The 17,089-nt window shown below is 73.0% G+C and carries 12 protein-coding genes; 7 read left to right on the forward strand and 5 right to left on the reverse strand.

The genetic code is table 11. The features are described from left to right. A partial coding sequence (locus EV699_RS20005) for a beta strand repeat-containing protein (protein WP_165904177.1) occupies positions 1–3,184 on the forward strand: 3,184 nt, incomplete at its 5' end. 27 nt (positions 3,185–3,211) lie between these two features. Here the strand turns inward: EV699_RS20005 and EV699_RS16330 are convergent. Together EV699_RS16330 and EV699_RS16335 are read right to left on the reverse strand one after the other, a co-directional pair. After that, a complete protein-coding gene (locus EV699_RS16330) occupies positions 3,212–4,159 on the reverse strand; it encodes a glycoside hydrolase family 17 protein (protein WP_132544740.1) in 948 nt (315 codons plus the stop codon). A 71-nt stretch (positions 4,160–4,230) separates the two neighbouring features. Then, on the reverse strand, positions 4,231–4,425 hold the full coding sequence (locus EV699_RS16335) for a hypothetical protein (RefSeq protein ID WP_132544742.1): 195 nt from the start codon (positions 4,423–4,425) through the stop codon (positions 4,231–4,233). A gap of 141 nt (positions 4,426–4,566) precedes the next feature. Here EV699_RS16335 and metH point away from each other — a divergent pair, with 141 nt between their 5' ends. The 6 genes from metH (at position 4,567) to EV699_RS16365 (ending at position 14,587) form a co-directional block, all read left to right on the forward strand. Continuing rightward, positions 4,567–8,259, forward strand: coding sequence for a methionine synthase (gene metH / locus EV699_RS16340; protein ID WP_132544744.1), 3,693 nt, complete (start codon positions 4,567–4,569; stop codon positions 8,257–8,259). 32 nt (positions 8,260–8,291) lie between these two features. Beyond that, positions 8,292–9,656 carry a sedoheptulokinase gene (locus EV699_RS16345; RefSeq protein ID WP_132544746.1) on the forward strand — a complete coding sequence of 455 codons (1,365 nt, stop codon included), beginning with the start codon at positions 8,292–8,294 and terminating at the stop codon, positions 9,654–9,656. 66 nt (positions 9,657–9,722) lie between these two features. Further along, a complete protein-coding gene (locus EV699_RS16350; RefSeq protein ID WP_132544748.1) occupies positions 9,723–10,220 on the forward strand; it encodes a MarR family winged helix-turn-helix transcriptional regulator in 498 nt (165 codons plus the stop codon). Positions 10,221–10,291: 71 nt separating this feature from the next. After that, positions 10,292–11,788 (forward strand): efflux transporter outer membrane subunit, encoded by a 1,497-nt coding sequence (locus EV699_RS16355; protein ID WP_132544750.1) that lies wholly within the window; start codon positions 10,292–10,294, stop codon positions 11,786–11,788. A gap of 16 nt (positions 11,789–11,804) precedes the next feature. Next, positions 11,805–13,025, forward strand: a complete 1,221-nt coding sequence (locus tag EV699_RS16360; protein ID WP_132544752.1) for an HlyD/EmrA/EmrK family protein — start codon at positions 11,805–11,807, stop codon at positions 13,023–13,025. Between the two features lie 8 nt (positions 13,026–13,033). After that, positions 13,034–14,587, forward strand: a complete 1,554-nt coding sequence (locus tag EV699_RS16365; protein WP_132544754.1) for a DHA2 family efflux MFS transporter permease subunit — start codon at positions 13,034–13,036, stop codon at positions 14,585–14,587. Positions 14,588–14,596: 9 nt separating this feature from the next. Here the strand turns inward: EV699_RS16365 and EV699_RS16370 are convergent, their stop codons facing one another. From EV699_RS16370 to EV699_RS16380, 3 genes are all read right to left on the reverse strand, one after another. Beyond that, a complete protein-coding gene (locus EV699_RS16370; protein WP_132544756.1) occupies positions 14,597–15,364 on the reverse strand; it encodes a class I SAM-dependent methyltransferase in 768 nt (255 codons plus the stop codon). Positions 15,365–15,517: 153 nt separating this feature from the next. Further along, positions 15,518–16,009 (reverse strand): GNAT family N-acetyltransferase, encoded by a 492-nt coding sequence (locus tag EV699_RS16375; protein WP_132544758.1) that lies wholly within the window; start codon positions 16,007–16,009, stop codon positions 15,518–15,520. Next, positions 16,006–16,968, reverse strand: a complete 963-nt coding sequence (locus EV699_RS16380; RefSeq protein WP_132544760.1) for a fatty acid desaturase family protein — start codon at positions 16,966–16,968, stop codon at positions 16,006–16,008. Before EV699_RS16380 ends, EV699_RS16375 begins: the two co-directional genes overlap by 4 nt. Positions 16,969–17,089: the final 121 nt, after the last annotated feature.

Genomic DNA, 17,089 nt, shown 5'->3' on the forward strand with positions numbered 1-17,089 from the left:
GGCGAGCGGCGCGATGGCGCTCGCCGACCTCAGCGCCGCGAGCCTCGCGGCCACCGCCGGCGGTGCGCTCAGCGACGACGGCCCGCTCACGGTGAGCGGGGCGACGGTGCTTGCGGCCGGGGCGACGAACGACATCACGCTGGACGCCGCCAACAGCTTCGGCGGCCCGCTCACGGTGCTGAGCGGACGCCACGTGGTGCTGAACAGCGTCGGTGCGCTCGAACTCGGCAGCTCCACGGTCAGTGGCGACCTTGCGGTGACCGCCGGGGGTGCGGTGACGCAGGCGCCGCTGGGCACGCTGGCGGTGACGGGCACGACGACGCTCAGCGCGGCCGGCTTCGACATCACCCTGGACAACCTCGGCAACGACTTCGGCGCTGCGCTGGCGGCGACGGGCCACACCGTCACGCTGCGCGACACCAACGCGCTGGCGCTCGGCAGCTCCACGGTCAGTGGCGACCTCGCGGTGACCGCCGGGGGTGCGATCAGCGACGACGGCCCGCTCACGGTGAGCGGGGCGACGGTGCTTGCGGCCGGGGCGACGAACGACATCACGCTGGACGCCGCCAACAGCTTCGGCGGCCCGCTCACGGTGTTGAGCGGGCGCCACGTGGTGCTGAACAGCGTCGGTGCGCTCGAACTCGGCAGCTCCACGGTCAGTGGCGACCTGGATGTGAGCGCCAATGGTGCGATCAGCGTCAGCGGCGTGGTGTCCACCGGCAACGCCACGCTGATCGCGACCGCCGGCGGCATCGGCGGGACGGGCACGGTGCAGGGCACGAACGTCGCGCTGCGCGCCGCGGGGGCGATCGGCACGGGGGGCGGACGCCTGCAAACAACGGCGGGCACGCTCGCCGCGCAGGCCGACGGCGGTGGGGTGTTCGTCAGCGAAACCGATGCGGTGACGCTGGCCGACCTCGGCGGCATCGCCAACCGCGCCGGCGCCGGCGGTGTCTACGACGTGCAGGCGGGCGGTGCGCTGACGGTGAGCGGCAGCGGCATCGCCGTTCCGGCGAATGCCGGCACGGGCTACATCCGGCTGCGGGCCGGGACGGGCGACCTGACGATCGACCAGGCGGTGGGCTTCACCGGCGCCGGCACGGGCGGCGAGATCAACCTGTCGAGCGGCAGCGGCAACGTGGCCCTGGGGGCCGACGTCACCAGCGCGTCCGGCAAAGTGCTGGTCGAGGCCGCGCAGGCGATCACGCGCAGCGCCGGGCGGATCCTCACCGGCGACCTAGCGCTGCAGGCCGGCGGCGCCATCGGCAGCGCGCTCGCCCCGCTCGTCACCAGCGTGGCGCGGATCGCGGCCACCGCCAGCGGCGCGATCTTCATCGACGAGTCCGATGCGGTCAGCGTCGCGCTCCGGTCCGACAGCGGCGGCGGGCGGCTCGAGGCCGGTGGCAACCTCGATTTCGCGCCGGTCGCCATCGTCTCGGGTGCCGAGGTGCCGGCGCCGAAGGCCGCAGGCGTTGCCCTCGCCGAGGCGCTCGACATCCACGGCACCGCCGCCTTCGTCGCCGCTGGCGCGATCACCCAGGCGGGGCGGGTGCGGGTGGACGGCGTGGCCGCCTTCGACAGCGGCGGAGCCGACGTCACGCTGAACCGCGCCGACAACCTGTTCGGCGCGGCGGTCGATGCGACCGGGGGCAGCGTCACCCTGCGCAGCAGCGGCGCGCTCACCCTCGGCGTGATCGACGTCACCAACCTGAGTGCGACCGCCGGCGGCGCGATCACGCAAGCGGCACCGTTGCAGCTCAGCGGTGCGGCGGTGTTCGACGCCGGCGGCGCCGACATCACGCTGACCGACGCCGGCAACGTCTTCGGCGGCAGCGTCAGCATCACCCGCGGCGGCGCCGTGAGCCTGCGCGACAGCGGTGCGCTGGCACTCGGGCCGGTGTCCGCGGGCAGCCTGCTGGTGACCGCCCAGGGCGCCATCACCGACGTCGGTCCGCTGAACGTCGCCGGCGCGACCGCGCTCGCGGCCGGCGGCCACGACGTCGTGCTCGACGCCGGCGGCCAGTTCGGCGGCGGGCTGACGATCACCGACGCGGGCAACGTCACCGTCAGCGCCTTTGGCGACCTGCTGCTCGGCTCGGTGACGGCGAACGGCACGCTCGCGCTGGTGGCCACCGGCTCGCTCACCGCGACCGGCAGCGTGCAGGCGCCCCGGCTCGACCTCGCCGTCGGCGGCGATGCGCTGTTCGGCGCGCCGAACGCGATCGGCGTGCTCGGCAGCGTCAGCCGCGGCGGCAGCTTCACGCTGCACGACGGCGGCGGCCTGCTGGTCGTCGGGCCGATCGGCGGCGCCGGCGCCGGGGCGTTCACGCTGAGCACCACCGGCGGCGCGCTCGACGTCAGGACGCCGATCGCGGCGGCCGGCGCGATCACGCTCGGCGGCGACGGGCTCAGCTTCGGCACCCTCGATGCCGGCGGCGGCATCAGCCTCGACGGTGGCGCCGGCGGCATCGCGCAGGATGTCGGCACGCGGCTGTCGACCGGCGCGCTGCTCGCGACCGCGCAGGGGCCGATCACGCTGCACACCGCGGTCGAGCGCCTCGACGTCGGTTCCACCGGCAGCGGCGACGTGACCATCGACGAGCTCGACTCGGTGCGCATCGACGCGATCCGTGCCCGCGACGGCGACATCGCGTTCACCGCGGACCAGGGCACGGTGCTGATCGACGAGGTCGAGGCCGGCGTCGACGGCGGCGTGCCGCACACGGTCGACATCGCCGTCGGGCACCCGGTCGGCACCGTGCTCACCGGCACCGGTGCCATCAACGGCGTGTCGCCGCGCAACGGCATCGCCGGGCAGTGGCACGTGAAGTCGAGCGGCGTGGTCAACCTCGCCGCGGCGAGTTCGATCGGCACCAAGGCACAGCCGGTGGTGATCGTCGCGCCGCAGGGCGGGTCGCTCGCCAACGACAGCGGCGGGCAGATCTTCTTCAGCGCGATCAACAACGACGCCTTCCGGATCCTCTCGGGTATCGGCATCAACCTGAACCAGGCGCAGCAGACCGCGAGCCAGCAGTCGGGCCTCGAACAGCGCAACGAGTTCGAGATCGACCCGGCGCTGCTGAACCCGGCGCTGAGCCTGTTCACGCTCGACGAATCGCCGCTGTGCCTGCCGGCCGACCAGACCGGCGGCGCCTGCGGCGGCGGTGAGGTGTCGATGCGCTAGGCGTACCCGGCCCTGCGCACGTCGCCGCTAGCGCGGCGCGCGCAGGCGTTCGACCACCGGCTTGGGCGTGCCGTCGCGCGTGTAGAAGCCCCAGTGGGCCTCGCGCGGGTCGGGCGGCGCCTTGAACTGGCGGGCGAGCGCGGCGGGTTTCCACGGTGCGTCGAAGGCTTCGAAGGCGGTGAAGGCGTGCTCCGGGGTGCCGGGGAAGCGCGCGTACAGCCGCTGCCAGAACGCCGCCTGCAGCGCCGGCGACCACACCCCGCCGGGTTCGCCGGGCACGCCGGTCTCCTTCACCAGCACCGGCTTGCCGGGGGCGGCGGCGTGCAGCCGGTCGAGGATCGCGGCGAGGAAGTCCATGCCGCCGTCGAGCCGCTCGGGCGTGAACCAGGCCTCGAACAGCGGGTGGATGTTGGGGTGCACGAAGTCCTGCGCGGCGAGGAAGCCCGCCGGCGCGCGATCGAGGTGGATCACGAAGGGTTCGGAGGTGCTGAGCGGCAGCCCGGGCAGCGCGGTGCGCACCCGCTGCAGGGCGGCGGCGAGCGTCGGCCAGTCGTAGCGCCCGCTGATCAGCCCCTCGTTGCCGACCGAGATGCCGACGACGAGCCCGGGGTAGGCGCGGGCGGCGGCGATCGCGGCATCGAGTTCGTGCGGATCATTGGGTTCCCACACGCCGAGCACCAGCGCGCGGAAGCCCTGTTCGGCGGCGAGCGCCGGCAGCGCTTCGAGGCCGTCGCGGGTGGCGTAGGTGACGAGGCCGTCGAAGTCGGGCCGCAGCCGCGCGAGGTCGGCGCGGATCGCCGCCGGCGCCACCGGCAGCGGCCGTCCGTCGGGCGTCTCGGCATGGGCGCTCGGGGTGTAGGCGATGAAGCGCACCGTGGCGAGCGCGGCGCGCAGGCGCGTGAGGTCGGCCGCCGCCGCGGGAGCGGCGCAGGCGAACGTCAGGACGAGCAGCAGCAGGCGGAGCAGGGCGGGCATGGCGGGCCGTCGCGGGGGAGGGGCATGACCCGCGCGCCCGGCCCCCTCGCCGGTGGGGCGGGGGAGGCGCTTCAGCGTGCCTCGGTGCGGGTGGCGCCGCAGCGCGCGCAGCGCCAGGCGGTGACGAGCCTGCCGAGCTTCACGTCGAAGGCGCGCTCCTTCAGCACCTCCCACTTGTGGAAGCCGGACTTGCAGAGCTCGCGGCCGGCGGCGCGATCCATCGGCTTGGCGGGCTTGGGGCGTCGGAACGGCAGGATGTCGGCCATCGGGGGCGGCCTCGCACGGCATCGGCAGGTGGGCGGGAGTATGCCGAATGCGCCACGGGGATGCGCGCCGTCGCGTTGCCTGCACGCGCCGGCACCGCCAGAATCGCGAGTTCCCCCGCCGACTTGCCGTAGCCCGCCGCCATGACCGACCGCACCGCCCAGCTCACCGAACTGCTCGAACGCCGCATCCTGATCCTCGACGGGGCGATGGGCACGATGATCCAGCGCCACCGGCTGGCCGAGGCCGACTACCGCGGCAGCCGCTTCGCCGACTGGCCGCGCGACCTCAAGGGCAACAACGACCTGCTGGTGCTGACCAAGCCGGAGGTGATCCGCGACATCCACGCGGCCTACCTCGACGCCGGCGCCGACATCATCGAGACCAACACCTTCAACGCCACGCGGGTGTCGATGGCCGACTACGGCATGGAAGACCTGGTGCCGGAACTGAACCGCGAGGCGGCCCGCCTCGCCCGCGCCGTCGCCGACGCCTACACCACCCCCGACAGGCCGCGCTTCGTCGCCGGCATCCTCGGACCGACCTCGCGCACCGCGAGCATCTCGCCCGATGTCAACGACCCGGGCTTTCGCAACACCAGCTTCGACGAACTGCGCGGCGCCTACCTCGAAGCCGGGCACGCGCTGGTCGAGGGCGGCGCCGACATCCTGATGGTCGAGACCATCTTCGACACGCTGAACGCCAAGGCGGCGCTGTTCGCGCTCGAGGAACTCTTCGACGCGCTCGGCCACCGCCTGCCGGTGATGATCTCGGGCACCATCACCGACGCCTCGGGCCGCACCCTATCGGGGCAGACCACCGAGGCCTTCTACAACAGCCTGCGCCACGTGCGCCCGCTCGCCTTCGGCCTGAACTGCGCGCTCGGCCCCGACCTGCTGCGGCCCTACGTGGCCGAGATGAGCCGCGTCGCCGAGAGCTTCGTCTCGGTGCACGCCAACGCCGGCCTGCCGAACGAGTTCGGCGAGTACGACCTCGGCCCCGCGGCAATGGCCGCCCAGGTGCGCGAGTGGGCCGAGTCGGGCTTCGTCAACATCGTCGGCGGCTGCTGCGGCACCACCCCCGAGCACATCCGCGCGATCCACGACGCGGTCGCCGCCCTGGCGCCGCGGCGGCGGCCGGTGTCCGCGCCGGCGTGCCGCCTCGCCGGGCTGGAGCCGTGCACGATCACCCCCGACGCGCTGTTCGTGAACGTCGGCGAGCGCACCAACGTCACCGGCTCGGCGGTGTTCAAGCGCCTGATCAAGGACGGCGACTTCAACGCCGCGCTCGACGTGGCGCGCAGCCAGGTCGAGAACGGCGCGCAGATCATCGACATCAACATGGACGAGGGCATGCTCGACTCGCAGGCGGCGATGGTGCGCTTCCTCAACCTGATCGCCGCCGAGCCCGACATCGCCCGCGTGCCGGTGATGATCGACTCCTCGAAGTGGGACATCCTCGAAGCCGGGCTGAAGTGCGTGCAGGGCAAGGGGGTGGTCAACTCGATCAGCCTCAAGGAAGGCGAGGCGGGCTTCATCGAGCAGGCGCGGCGGGTGCGCCGCTACGGCGCGGCGGTGATCGTGATGGCCTTCGACGAGGCCGGCCAGGCCGACACGCTGGCGCGCAAGCGCGAGATCTGCGCGCGCTCCTACCGCATCCTCACCGAAGTCGTCGGCTTCCCGGCCGAGGACATCATCTTCGACCCCAACATCTTCGCCATCGCCACCGGCATCGACGAGCACGCCCACTACGCGGTGGACTTCATCGAGGCCACGCGCTGGATCCGCACCCACCTGGCGCACGCGATGGTCTCGGGCGGCGTCAGCAACGTCAGCTTCAGCTTCCGCGGCAACAACGCGGTGCGCGAGGCGATCCACTCGGTGTTCCTGTACCACGCGATCCGCGCCGGCATGACCATGGGCATCGTCAACGCCGGCCAGCTCGCGATCTACGAGGAGATCCCCGCCGAGCTGCGCGAGCGCGTCGAGGACGTGGTGCTGAACCGCCGCGCCGACGCCACCGAGCGCCTGCTGGAGATCGCCGAGCGCTACAAGGGCGACGACGGCGGCGGCGGCGCGAAGAAGGAAGACCTCGAATGGCGCGGCTGGCCGGTGGCGAAACGGCTCGAACACGCGCTGGTCAAGGGCATCGACGAGTTCGTCGAGACCGACACCGAGGAGGCCCGCCAGGCCTTCGAGCGCCCGATCCAGGTCATCGAGGGGCCGCTGATGGACGGCATGAACGTCGTCGGCGACCTCTTCGGCGCCGGCAAGATGTTCCTGCCGCAGGTGGTGAAGTCGGCGCGCGTGATGAAGAAGGCGGTCGCCTACCTGATCCCCTACATCGAGGCCGAGAAGGCGCGCACCGGCCAGGTGGCGAGCAGCAACGGCCGCATCGTGATGGCGACCGTCAAGGGCGACGTGCACGACATCGGCAAGAACATCGTCGGCGTCGTCCTGCAGTGCAACAACTTCGAGGTGTTCGACCTCGGCGTGATGGTGCCGGCCGAGAAGATCCTCGCCACCGCGCGCGAGGTCGACGCCGACCTGATCGGGCTGTCCGGCCTGATCACCCCCTCGCTCGACGAGATGGTCAACGTCGCCCGCGAGATGAACCGCCAGGGTTTCGAGCTGCCGCTGCTGATCGGCGGCGCCACCACCTCGCTCGCCCACACCGCGGTGAAGATCGACCCCGCCTACCCCAACGCCGTGGTCTACGTGAAGGATGCCTCGCGCGCCGTCGGCGTCGCCCAGTCGCTGGTCAGCCCCGAGCTGCAGGCGGGCTTTGCCGCGCGCACCAAGGCCGAGTACGCCGCGCGCCGCGAGCAGCACAGGAACCGCCGCGCCCGCGAGCCGCTGCTCGCGCTCGACCAGGCCCGCGCCAACGCCTTCGCCCCGGCGTGGGACGCCTACGTGCCGCCGCGCCCGCGCTTCACCGGCGTGCGCAGCTTCACCGCCTACCCGCTGGCCGAACTCGTCGACTACATCGACTGGTCGCCGTTCTTCGCCAGCTGGGAGCTCGCCGGGCGCTTCCCGCGCATCCTCGACGACGAGGTCGTCGGCGAGGCGGCGCGCAAGCTGTTCGCCGACGCCCAGGCGATGCTCGCCCGCATCGTCGCCGAGCACTGGCTCGAAGCGCGCGCGGTGATCGGCTTCTTCCCGGCCAACCGCGACGGCGACGACACCGTGCTGTGGGCCGACGAAGCGCGCGATACCGAGCACGCCCGGCTGCACCACCTGCGCCAGCAGAGCGTGCGCCCGGCCGGCAAGCCCAACCGCTCGCTCGCCGACTACGTCGCCCCGGCGGGCACCCCCGACTGGGTCGGCGCCTTCGCCTGCACCGCCGGCATCGGCATCGACGCGCACGTCGCGCGCTTCGAGGCCGCGCACGACGACTACAGCGCGATCCTGCTGAAGGCGCTCGCCGACCGCCTCGCCGAGGCCTTCGCCGAGTGCCTGCACGCGCGCGTGCGCCGCGAGTTCTGGGGCTACGCGCCCGACGAGGCGCTCGACAACGAGGCGCTGATCGACGAGGCCTACCGCGGCATCCGCCCGGCGCCGGGCTACCCCGCCTGCCCCGACCACACCGAGAAAGCCACGCTGTGGCGGCTGCTCGACGCCGAGCACAACGCCGGCATGCAGATCACCGAGCACTTCGCGATGCTGCCCACGGCGGCCGTCAGCGGCTGGTACTTCGCCCACCCCGAGGCGCGCTACTTCGGCCTCGGCCGCATCGACCGCGGCCAGGTCGCCGACTACGCGCGGCGCAAGGGCTGGGAGCTCGCCACCGCCGAACGCTGGCTGGCGCCGAACCTCGGCTACGACGCCGAGGCGTGAGGCCGCGGGCACCGCGCGCCGCAGGAGGAACGATGCTGCTGGCCGGGCTGGACGTGGGGACGACCTCGGTGGGCGGCGTGCTGCTTGACGGCGAGCGCGGCACGCTGCTGGCCGCGACGAGCATCGAGCACCATGCCGCGTGCGCCGGCGAGCACCCCTGGGAGCGCCTGCAGGACGCCGACGTCCTGCTCGCGGCGGCGCGCGAGGTGCTCGCGCGCCTGAGCGCCGGCCGGGCGGGCGTGCGCGGCGTGGCGGTCACCGGGCAGATGCACGGCATCGTCTACGTCGACCGCGCCGGGCGCGCGGTGAGCCGGCTCGCCACCTGGCAGGACCAGCGCGGCGCGCGCCCCGGCCCCGATGGCCGCAGCCACGTCGAGGCGCTCGCCGCGCGTACCGGCCACGCGCTGGCGACCGGCTTCGGGCTGGTCACCCATCACCACGACCTGCAGCACGGCGGGGTGCCGGCGACGGCGGTGGCGCTCTGCACCATCGCCGACTACGTCGCGATGCAGCTCGCCGGGCGCGGCACGGTGCCGCCGCAGGACCCGTCGCAGGCGGCCGCACTCGGGCTGTTCGACCGGCGCGCCGGCGCCTTCGATGCGCAGGCGCTGCAGCGCGCCGGCATCGACCCGGCGTGGCTGCCGCCGCCCGGGGCCGCGGGGGCGTACATCGGCCAGGCCGCGGACGGCGCCGCGGTGTTCTGCGCGCCGGGCGACAACCAGGCCGGCTTCCTCGGCGCGGTGCGCGAGGCGCCGGCCGCGGTGCTGGTCAACGTCGGCACCAGCGGGCAGGTGTCGGTGTACACGCGCGACGCCACGGCGGTCGACGGGCTGGAGCTGCGCCCCTTTCCCGGCGGTTTCCTGCAGGTCGGCGCCGCGCTGTGCGGCGGCACCGCCTACGCGGCGCTGGAGCGCTGCCTGCGTCGCGCCTGCCAGGTGTTCGCCGGCTACGACGGCCCGCCGCTGTACGCGGCGATGGAGCGCCTGGCGGCCGCGGCGCTGCCGGCCGGGGCCGGGCGGCTGGCGGTCGACACGCGCCTGCTCGGCAGCCGCGACGAGCCGCAGCGCCGCGGCGCCATCACCGGCGTGTCGCTCGACAACTTCACGCCCGAGCAACTGATCCTCGGCTTCCTGCAGGGCATCACCGACGAGCTCGGTGCGCTCTACGCGCGGCTGCCCGAGGCCGAGCGTGCCCGCCGCCGCTACCTGGTCGGCTGCGGCAACGGCCTGCGCCTGAACCCGACGCTGTGCCGCCTGCTGGCGGAGCGCTTCGGCCTGCCGCTCAGCATCCCGGTGCACGCCGAGGAGGCCGCCTTCGGTGCCGCGCTGTGCGCCGGGGTCGGCCTCGGCCTCTACCCCGATCTCGTCGCCGCCGGGCGCATCATCCGCTACCGCTGAAGGGGCAGGGGCCCCTGTCAACTTGCCGACTTGACAGTATCTGCATAGGCAACTAAATTGCTGACCATGCAGACACTGATCGAACCCCCCGTCGCCGATACCGTCGACACCTCCACCGGCGACCTGTACAGCGTCGACAGCTACCGCCTCGACGAGAGCGTCGGCTACCTGCTGCGCCAGGCGGTGAACCGGCTGACCGCGATGGTCGATGCCGAGATGGCGCCGCACGACATCACCAGCGCGCAGTGGGCGACCCTGCTCAACCTGGCGAACGGCTGCGCCGACACCGCCGGCGACCTGTGCCGCCAGATCGGCGCCGACACCGGGGCGATGACGCGCATGCTCGACCGCCTCGAGGCCAAGGGCCTGATCCGGCGCGTGCGCTGCAACAACGATCGTCGCGTGGTGCGCCTGAGCATCACCGACGAGGGACGCAAGCTCTGCGACCTGCTGCCGGCCGTCGCGGTCAAGGTGCTGAACCGCCACCTGCGCGGCTTCAACCAGCAGGAACTGGCGCAGTTCAAGGATTTCCTGCGTCGCGTCATCGCCAACGCGGACGCCTGAGGGGGAGTCGTGTACGCCCTTTTCTGCGTCCAATTAACTGCATAGGCAGTAACTAAACAGGCAGACAAATCATGGCCGACCCCGTTGCCTTCCCCTTCACCCCGCGCGCTGCGCTCGCCGCCCCGCTGCTGCTGGCGCTGCTCGCCGCCTGCGCCGACCCCTCCGGCATCGCCGCGCAGTCGCGCTACACCGACGCCGGCACCCTGGCGATGACGCGCACGCTGAACGCCGCGCAGGCCGCGCCGGCGGCCTGGCCCGACGCCGGCTGGTGGCAGGCGCTCGGTGATGCCGGGCTCGACGGCCTGATCCGCGACGGGCTCGCCGACAACCCGACGCTGAACGCCGCCGCGGCGCGGCTGCGCGCGGCGCAGGCGCTGGCCGCGGCGACGGCCGCCGCCGCCGGGCCGCGCGTCGATGCCGATGTGCGCGTCACCCGCGAGCGGCTGCCCGAGGACTACATCTTCCCCCCGCCGCTCGGCGGCAGCGTGGTCACCGACGCGCGCGCCGGGCTCGACTTCTCCTGGGAGCTGGACTTCTGGGGCCGGCGCCGTGCCGAGACCGCCGCCGCCGAGGATCGCGCGCAGGCCGCGGCGGTGGAGGCGCAGGCGGTGCGGCTGCTGCTCGCCGTCGGCCTTGCCCGCGGCTGGGCGGCGCTCGACGGCGCCTACGCCCAGCTCGACGTGGCGCGGGCGACGCTGGCGCAGCGCGAGAAGGTGCTGACGCTGACGCGCCAGCGCGTCGCCGCCGGGGTCGATTCCGGCGTCGAGCTGAAGCAGGCCGAAGGCGCGGTGCCGGCGGCGCGGCAGGAGATCGCCGCCGCCGAGGAGCGCGTGCGGCTCTACCGCCAGCAGCTCGCCGCGCTCGCCGGGCGCGGGCCGGACTACGGCCTCGGCCTGCCGCGCCCGCGCCTGGCGACGCCCGAACGCCTCACGCTGCCGGCGACGCTTCCGGCCGAGCTGCTCGGCCGCCGCCCCGACGTGATCGCCGCGCGCCTGCGCGCCGAGGCCGCCAGTCGCGACAGCGAGGCGGCGCGCGCGGCGTTCTACCCCAACGTCAACCTCGCCGCCTTCGCCGGCTTCCAGACCCTCGGCCTCGAACACCTGCTGCAGGCGGGCAACCGCTCGCTGTCGCTGACGCCGGCGGTGACGCTGCCGATCTTCGACTCCGGGCGCCTGCGCGCCAACCTCGCCGGGCGCGAGGCCGAGCGCGATCTCGCCGTCGAGCAGTACAACGCCGCGCTGGTCGAGGGGCTGCACGAGGTTGCCGATGCCCTGGCCAGTGCCCGCTCGCTCGAGCGCCAGCGCGCCGAGCAGCAGGCCGCGCAGGCCAGCGTCGAGGATGCCTACCGCCTCGCCGAGCTGCGCTACCGCGAAGGCCTCGCCAACTACCTCACCGTGCTCAGCGCCGAAACCCAGGTGCTGGTGCAGCGCCGGCTCGGCGCCGAGCTGCGCACGCGCCAGATCGACACCTCGCTTGCCCTCGTGCGCGCCCTCGGCGGCGGCTACACGCCGGACGACGCCGTCGCCGCGCGCACTGCCGCGCCGGGCGCCAGCGCCGGGCGCGGCTGAACTCCAGGAGACCGCCATGAACGATGCACCCACCCCGATCGACCCTTCCCGCCGCCGCCCGCTGCTCGCCGCCCTCGCCGCGGTGGTCGCGCTCGGCGCCGCCGCCGGCGGCGCCTGGTGGTGGACCAGCGCGCGCCTGCTGGAGAGCACCGACGACGCCTACGTCGCCGGCGACGTCGTCACGGTCACGCCGCGCATCCCCGGCACCGTGCTCAGCGTGCGCGCCGAGGACACCGATGGCGTGCGCGCCGGCGACCCGCTGGTCGAGCTCGATCCGGCCGACGCCAGGGTCGCGCTCGATGCCGCCGAGGCCGAGCTCGCCCGCGCGGTGCGCGGCGTGCGCCAGCTCTTCGCCACCCGCGACGCGCTCGCCGCCAGCGTGCGCAACCGCGAGACCGACCTCGCCAAGGCGCAGGAGGACTACACCCGCCGGCAGAAGCTCGGCGGCAACGGCGCGGTGTCGGCCGAGGAGATCGAACACGCCCGCAGCGCGATGCGCGCCGCCGAGGCGCTGCTCGCCAACGTGCGCCAGCAGCTCGCGGCGAATGCGGTGATGGTCGAGGGGACCACGGTCGACACCCACCCCGACGTCAAGCGCGCCGCCGCGCAGGTCGAGGCCGCCGCGCTCGCGCTCGCGCGCACCACGATCACCGCGCCGGTCGACGGCCAGGTCGCCAAGCGCACGGTGCAGGTCGGCACGCGCATCGAACCCGGCACGCCGCTGCTCGCGGTGGTACCGCTCGACCGCCTGTGGGTCGACGCCAACTTCAAGGAAAGCCAGCTCGGCCGCCTGCGCATCGGCCAGCCGGTGCAGCTGAGCGCCGACACCTGGGGCCGCCACGTCGAATACCACGGCAAGGTCGTCGGCCTCGGCGCCGGCACCGGCGGGGCCTTCGCGCTGCTGCCGGCGCAGAACGCCAGCGGCAACTGGATCAAGGTGGTGCAGCGGGTGCCGGTGCGCATCGAGCTCGACCGCGGTGAACTCGCCGCCCACCCGCTGCGCATCGGCCTGTCGATGCAGGTGGAGGTGGACGTGCGCGACCAGAGCGGGCCGCAGCTCGCCACCGCCGGCGCCCGCGGCGAGCCGCTGGCGCAGACCGTCGGCGACACCGCCGCGCTGGCCGACATCCGCGAGCGCATCCGCACGATCATCGCCGACAACGACGGCGAGCTCGCCGGCAGCACCGGCGCGCCGGTCGTCGCCGGGCCGGCCGATCCGCGCGGCAAGCGCGGCTGAGGCGCGCCATGGCCGCCGCTGCCCCCGTCGCCCACCCGCCGCTGCACGGCGCACGGCTCGCGGTCGCCGCCGTCGCATTGTCGACGGCGACCTTCATGAACGTGCTCGACACCACGATCGCCAACGTCTCGCTGCCGTCGATTGCCGGCGACCTCGGCGTCAGCCCCTCGCAGGGCACCTGGGTGATCACCTCGTTCGCCGTCGCCAACGCCATCGCGGTGCCGCTGACCGGCTGGGCGACGCAGCGCTTCGGCCAGTTGCGGCTGTTCATCGCCTCGGTGCTGGCCTTCGTGCTGGCCTCGCTCGCCTGCGGCTTCGCGTCGACGCTGGAGGCGCTGATCTTCTTCCGCGTGGTGCAGGGTTTCGTCGCCGGGCCGATGATCCCGCTGTCGCAGGCGCTGCTGCTCGCCGCCTTCCCGCGCGAGAAGGCGCCGACGGCGCTCGCCGCGTGGTCGATGACGACGCTGGTGGCGCCGGTCGCCGGGCCGATCCTCGGCGGCTGGCTGACCGACAACCTGAGCTGGCCGTGGATCTTCTGGATCAACGTGCCGGTTGGCCTGGTCGCGGCGCTGTTCACCGCGCGCGCGCTCGCCGGGCGCGAGAGCGCGACGCGGCGGCTGCCGATCGACACCGTCGGCCTCGCGCTGCTGGTGCTGTGGGTCGGCGCGCTGCAGTTGATGCTCGACAAGGGCCAGGAGCTCGACTGGTTCGCCTCGCCGTTCATCGTCGGCCTCGCGCTGGTCGCCGGCATCGGCTTCCTGGTGTTCCTGATCTGGGAGCTGACGCAGCGCCACCCGATCGTCGACCTGTCGCTGTTCGCGCGGCGCAACTTCAGCGTCGGCGTGATCACGATCGCCTGCGCCTACGCGCTGTTCTTCGGCAACGTCGTGCTGATGCCGCTGTGGCTGCAGCAGTACATGGGCTACACCGCCACCTGGGCCGGGCTGGTGACGGCGCCGACCGGGGTGCTCGCGCTGGCGTGCACGCCGCTGGTCGCCCGCGTCATGCCGTACACCGACCCGCGCCGGCTGGCGAGCTTCGCCTTCGTCGTCTTCGCCGTGGTCGCCTTCATGCGCGCCGGCTTCACCACCGGTGCCGACGTCTACACGCTGGCGCTGCCGCAGTTCGTGCAGGGGGTGGCGGTGTCGTGCTTCTTCGTGCCGCTGACCGCGCTGATCCTCTCCGGCCTGCCGCCCGAGCGCATCCCGGCGGCCTCGGGGCTGTCGAACTTCGCCCGCATCACCGCCGGCGCGATCGGCGCCTCGGTGTTCGGCACGCAGTGGGACGACCGCGCCGCGCTGCACCACGCGCAGCTCGCCGAGCACCTGACGCCGTTCTCGTCGAGCACCGCGCAGGCGCTGCACGGCTACGCCCGCGCCGGCCTCGACCCGCAGCAGGCGCTCGGCGCGCTCGAGCGCCAGGTCGGCGGCCAGGCGCACCTGCTCGCCGCGAACGACCTGTTCTGGATCTCCGGGGTGATCTTCGTGGTGCTGATCGGCATCGTCTGGATCGCCCGCCCGCAGGGGCGCGGCGCGGCCGGGGACGCGGCCGGCGCGCACTGAGCCGCCGCGTCAGCGCAGCGGCGCCAGGGCCGGCGACGGCCCGGCCTTGCGCGCCAGCACCACCTGGTAGCTGCGAAAGCGCGCCGGCAGCACGCGGAACAGCACGTAGGCGAGCGCCCCGCGCAGCGTGCGCGGGTAGTAGTAGTGGTGGAAGTCGACCCGCTCGACGGCGAAGCGGCTGTACGCCAGGAAGCGGCGCACCTCGCGGTGCGAGTACTCGCGCACGTGGCCCATGTGGCCGATCGCCCGCAGCTTGGCGAACTCCGTCAGCGGATCGCCGAAGCCGCGCCCGCTCAGGAAGCGCGCGATCTGCTGGATCGCGTAGAGGTTGGGCGTGGTCAGCATCAGCACGCCGTCGTCCGCCAGCACCCGGTTGAGCTCCGACAGCGTGAACAGCGGATCGATGCGCAGGTGCTCGAACACCTCGTTGAACAGCACGTAGCGGAACGCACCGTCGGCGAAGGGCAGCGGCTCGCGCTCGATGTCGCAGTGGCGCAGCGCCAGCCCGTAGCGGTCGATGATCGGCCGGCAGCGCTCGGGCGCGAGGTCGATGCCGACGACCGGGTAGCCCAGCAGCCTGAGCGCCGCGGTCAGGTGGCAGGGCACCGAGCCGATCTCGAGGATCTCGCCGCCGCGGTGGAAGCCCCCGACGGTCGCGAGGTCGTTGCGGTAGCGCTCGCGGTGGTGCACGAAGTAGTCGCCATCGCCCTGCCGGCGGACGAAGCTGCCAACCTCCTCCAGCGCGGCGTCGATGTGGGAGTCGTCGGGCGTATCCATCGGGTACCTCGGCGCCGGTCGGCGGGTGAAGGCGCGCCGGGCCCGTGCCGGGCACCCCGCGGGCGGTCGCGCACGCGCGGCATCGTGCCAGACCGGCGGCGCTCCTGTCCCGGCCGCAGGCGGTGGGGCCGTGCGAGGGGGCGGCGGGGCCGCTCAGGGCAGTTCCCGCCCCAGGTACAGCGTGTCCGGCACCGGGTTGTGGTAGTACGCCGCCACCTCGGCGAAGCCGAGCGAGCGGTACAGCGCGATCGCCCCGGTCATCGACGGCAGCGTGTCGAGCAGCACGCGGCGGTAGCCCGCGCCGGCCGCGGCCGCGAGCGCCCGCTCGGCCAGCGCCCGGCCGGCCCCGCTGCCGCGCAGCGCCGGCCGCACGTAGAGCCGCTTGACCTCCGCCCGCTCCGCGTCGAGCGGGCGCAGCGCGATGCAGCCGACCACCGCGTCGCCGGCGACCGCGAGCCACACCCCGCCCGTCGGCCGTGCGTAGCGGCCGGGCAGCCCGGCCAGTTCCTCCGCGAACCCCTGGAAGCCCAGGTCGATGCCGAGCCCGGCGGCGTATTCCTCGAACAGCGCCCGGACCCGCGCGAGGTCGTCGGGGAAGCGTGCTTCGTAAATGCATCGGTGCCGAGCAGCGCCGGAACTCGTCATGACGTGCTGCTGCACCCGGTCTGCGGGTGCCGGGTCAGATAGCGGAAATAAGCCCCGTACCCCTTGAAAACCGCTTGCTCATCGACCAGCCCCGCCTCCTTGAACATCCGGTGAATCAGCGGCAGCCGGCTGAATGCAACGCCGGGAAAATAATGGTGATAGATGTGCAGTGAGAAATTCAGGTTGGGCAGCAGCAACTTCTCCCACCAGCGCAATTCGATCAACGGCGTGGTCTCCATCACGGCGGCGCCTTCGCGATTGTATTCATGCTCGCAGATGGCGCCCCAGCGCACGATCAGTTGCATCACGGTCAGCAGGGGCAGGACCCAGTACAGCAGTGCCAGTTGCCAGGTCCCGGTGTATATGAGGATGGCGATCACGACCAGGAAATAGACCGGTCGCAACCATTTAGGGTTGTAGCCGGGGCGGACAAAGCGTATCCGCCCCGTGCGCTCGCGCTTGCCGCGGGCAAGCGCAAGAATATTCAGCCCAAGCACATCGCGCAGGGCGATTTTCAGGAACTCAGGGCGCGACTTGGGGAAACTCCATTCGGGCCCGGACTTGCGCACGTGATCGGGGTCATCCGGCGTGAAATAGTCGCGATGGTGCGCCAGGTGGATCTGGGCATAACCCTCCACCGTCAGGATCACCAGTGGGTAAGCGCAGAACAGGTTGACCAGGAGGTCTCCGAAGCGGTGCCGATAGCCGAGCAGGTGGACCTGGTCGTGCACCAGCAGGGCGAGGACGTTCATCCGGGTCGCGACGATGAGGATCGCCCCAAGTGCAGCCCACCACGTGCCGATCCATTGGGCCAGGCCGATGGCGCCGAAAATCACGACCCAGGCGGAAACCAGCGTGATCGTGAACGGTACGGGGCGCGCGCCGACCAGTTGATTGACCTGGTCGGTCAAGTCTCTTGGCAGTGCGCGACGTTCGATTTCGACCGGAATTGGAAGCATGTCAAGGTTCTCACGGCGATGGTTTCATGTTCCGAGGTCTGGGTTCTGCTTGCCCAGACATCGCAGCTGTTCATCACTCGCTTCCTGCTGGCGGAGAGGCGCGGCAATTGCGTTTTCGAAC

It is taken from the genome of Plasticicumulans lactativorans (assembly GCF_004341245.1).
Classification (GTDB): Bacteria; Pseudomonadota; Gammaproteobacteria; order Competibacterales; family Competibacteraceae; genus Plasticicumulans_A; species Plasticicumulans_A lactativorans.

What these genes read in the sequence shown, in the direction of transcription:
- EV699_RS16330 (WP_132544740.1), bottom strand. Translation starts at nt 4,159, where the DNA reads ATGCCCGCCCTGCTCCGCCTGCTGCTGCTCGTCCTGACGTTCGCCTGC.
- EV699_RS16335 (WP_132544742.1), bottom strand. Translation starts at nt 4,425, where the DNA reads ATGGCCGACATCCTGCCGTTCCGACGCCCCAAGCCCGCCAAGCCGATG.
- metH (WP_132544744.1), top strand. Translation starts at nt 4,567, where the DNA reads ATGACCGACCGCACCGCCCAGCTCACCGAACTGCTCGAACGCCGCATC.
- EV699_RS16345 (WP_132544746.1), top strand. Translation starts at nt 8,292, where the DNA reads ATGCTGCTGGCCGGGCTGGACGTGGGGACGACCTCGGTGGGCGGCGTG.
- EV699_RS16350 (WP_132544748.1), top strand. Translation starts at nt 9,723, where the DNA reads ATGCAGACACTGATCGAACCCCCCGTCGCCGATACCGTCGACACCTCC.
- EV699_RS16355 (WP_132544750.1), top strand. Translation starts at nt 10,292, where the DNA reads ATGGCCGACCCCGTTGCCTTCCCCTTCACCCCGCGCGCTGCGCTCGCC.
- EV699_RS16360 (WP_132544752.1), top strand. Translation starts at nt 11,805, where the DNA reads ATGAACGATGCACCCACCCCGATCGACCCTTCCCGCCGCCGCCCGCTG.
- EV699_RS16365 (WP_132544754.1), top strand. Translation starts at nt 13,034, where the DNA reads ATGGCCGCCGCTGCCCCCGTCGCCCACCCGCCGCTGCACGGCGCACGG.
- EV699_RS16370 (WP_132544756.1), bottom strand. Translation starts at nt 15,364, where the DNA reads ATGGATACGCCCGACGACTCCCACATCGACGCCGCGCTGGAGGAGGTT.
- EV699_RS16375 (WP_132544758.1), bottom strand. Translation starts at nt 16,009, where the DNA reads ATGACGAGTTCCGGCGCTGCTCGGCACCGATGCATTTACGAAGCACGC.
- EV699_RS16380 (WP_132544760.1), bottom strand. Translation starts at nt 16,968, where the DNA reads ATGCTTCCAATTCCGGTCGAAATCGAACGTCGCGCACTGCCAAGAGAC.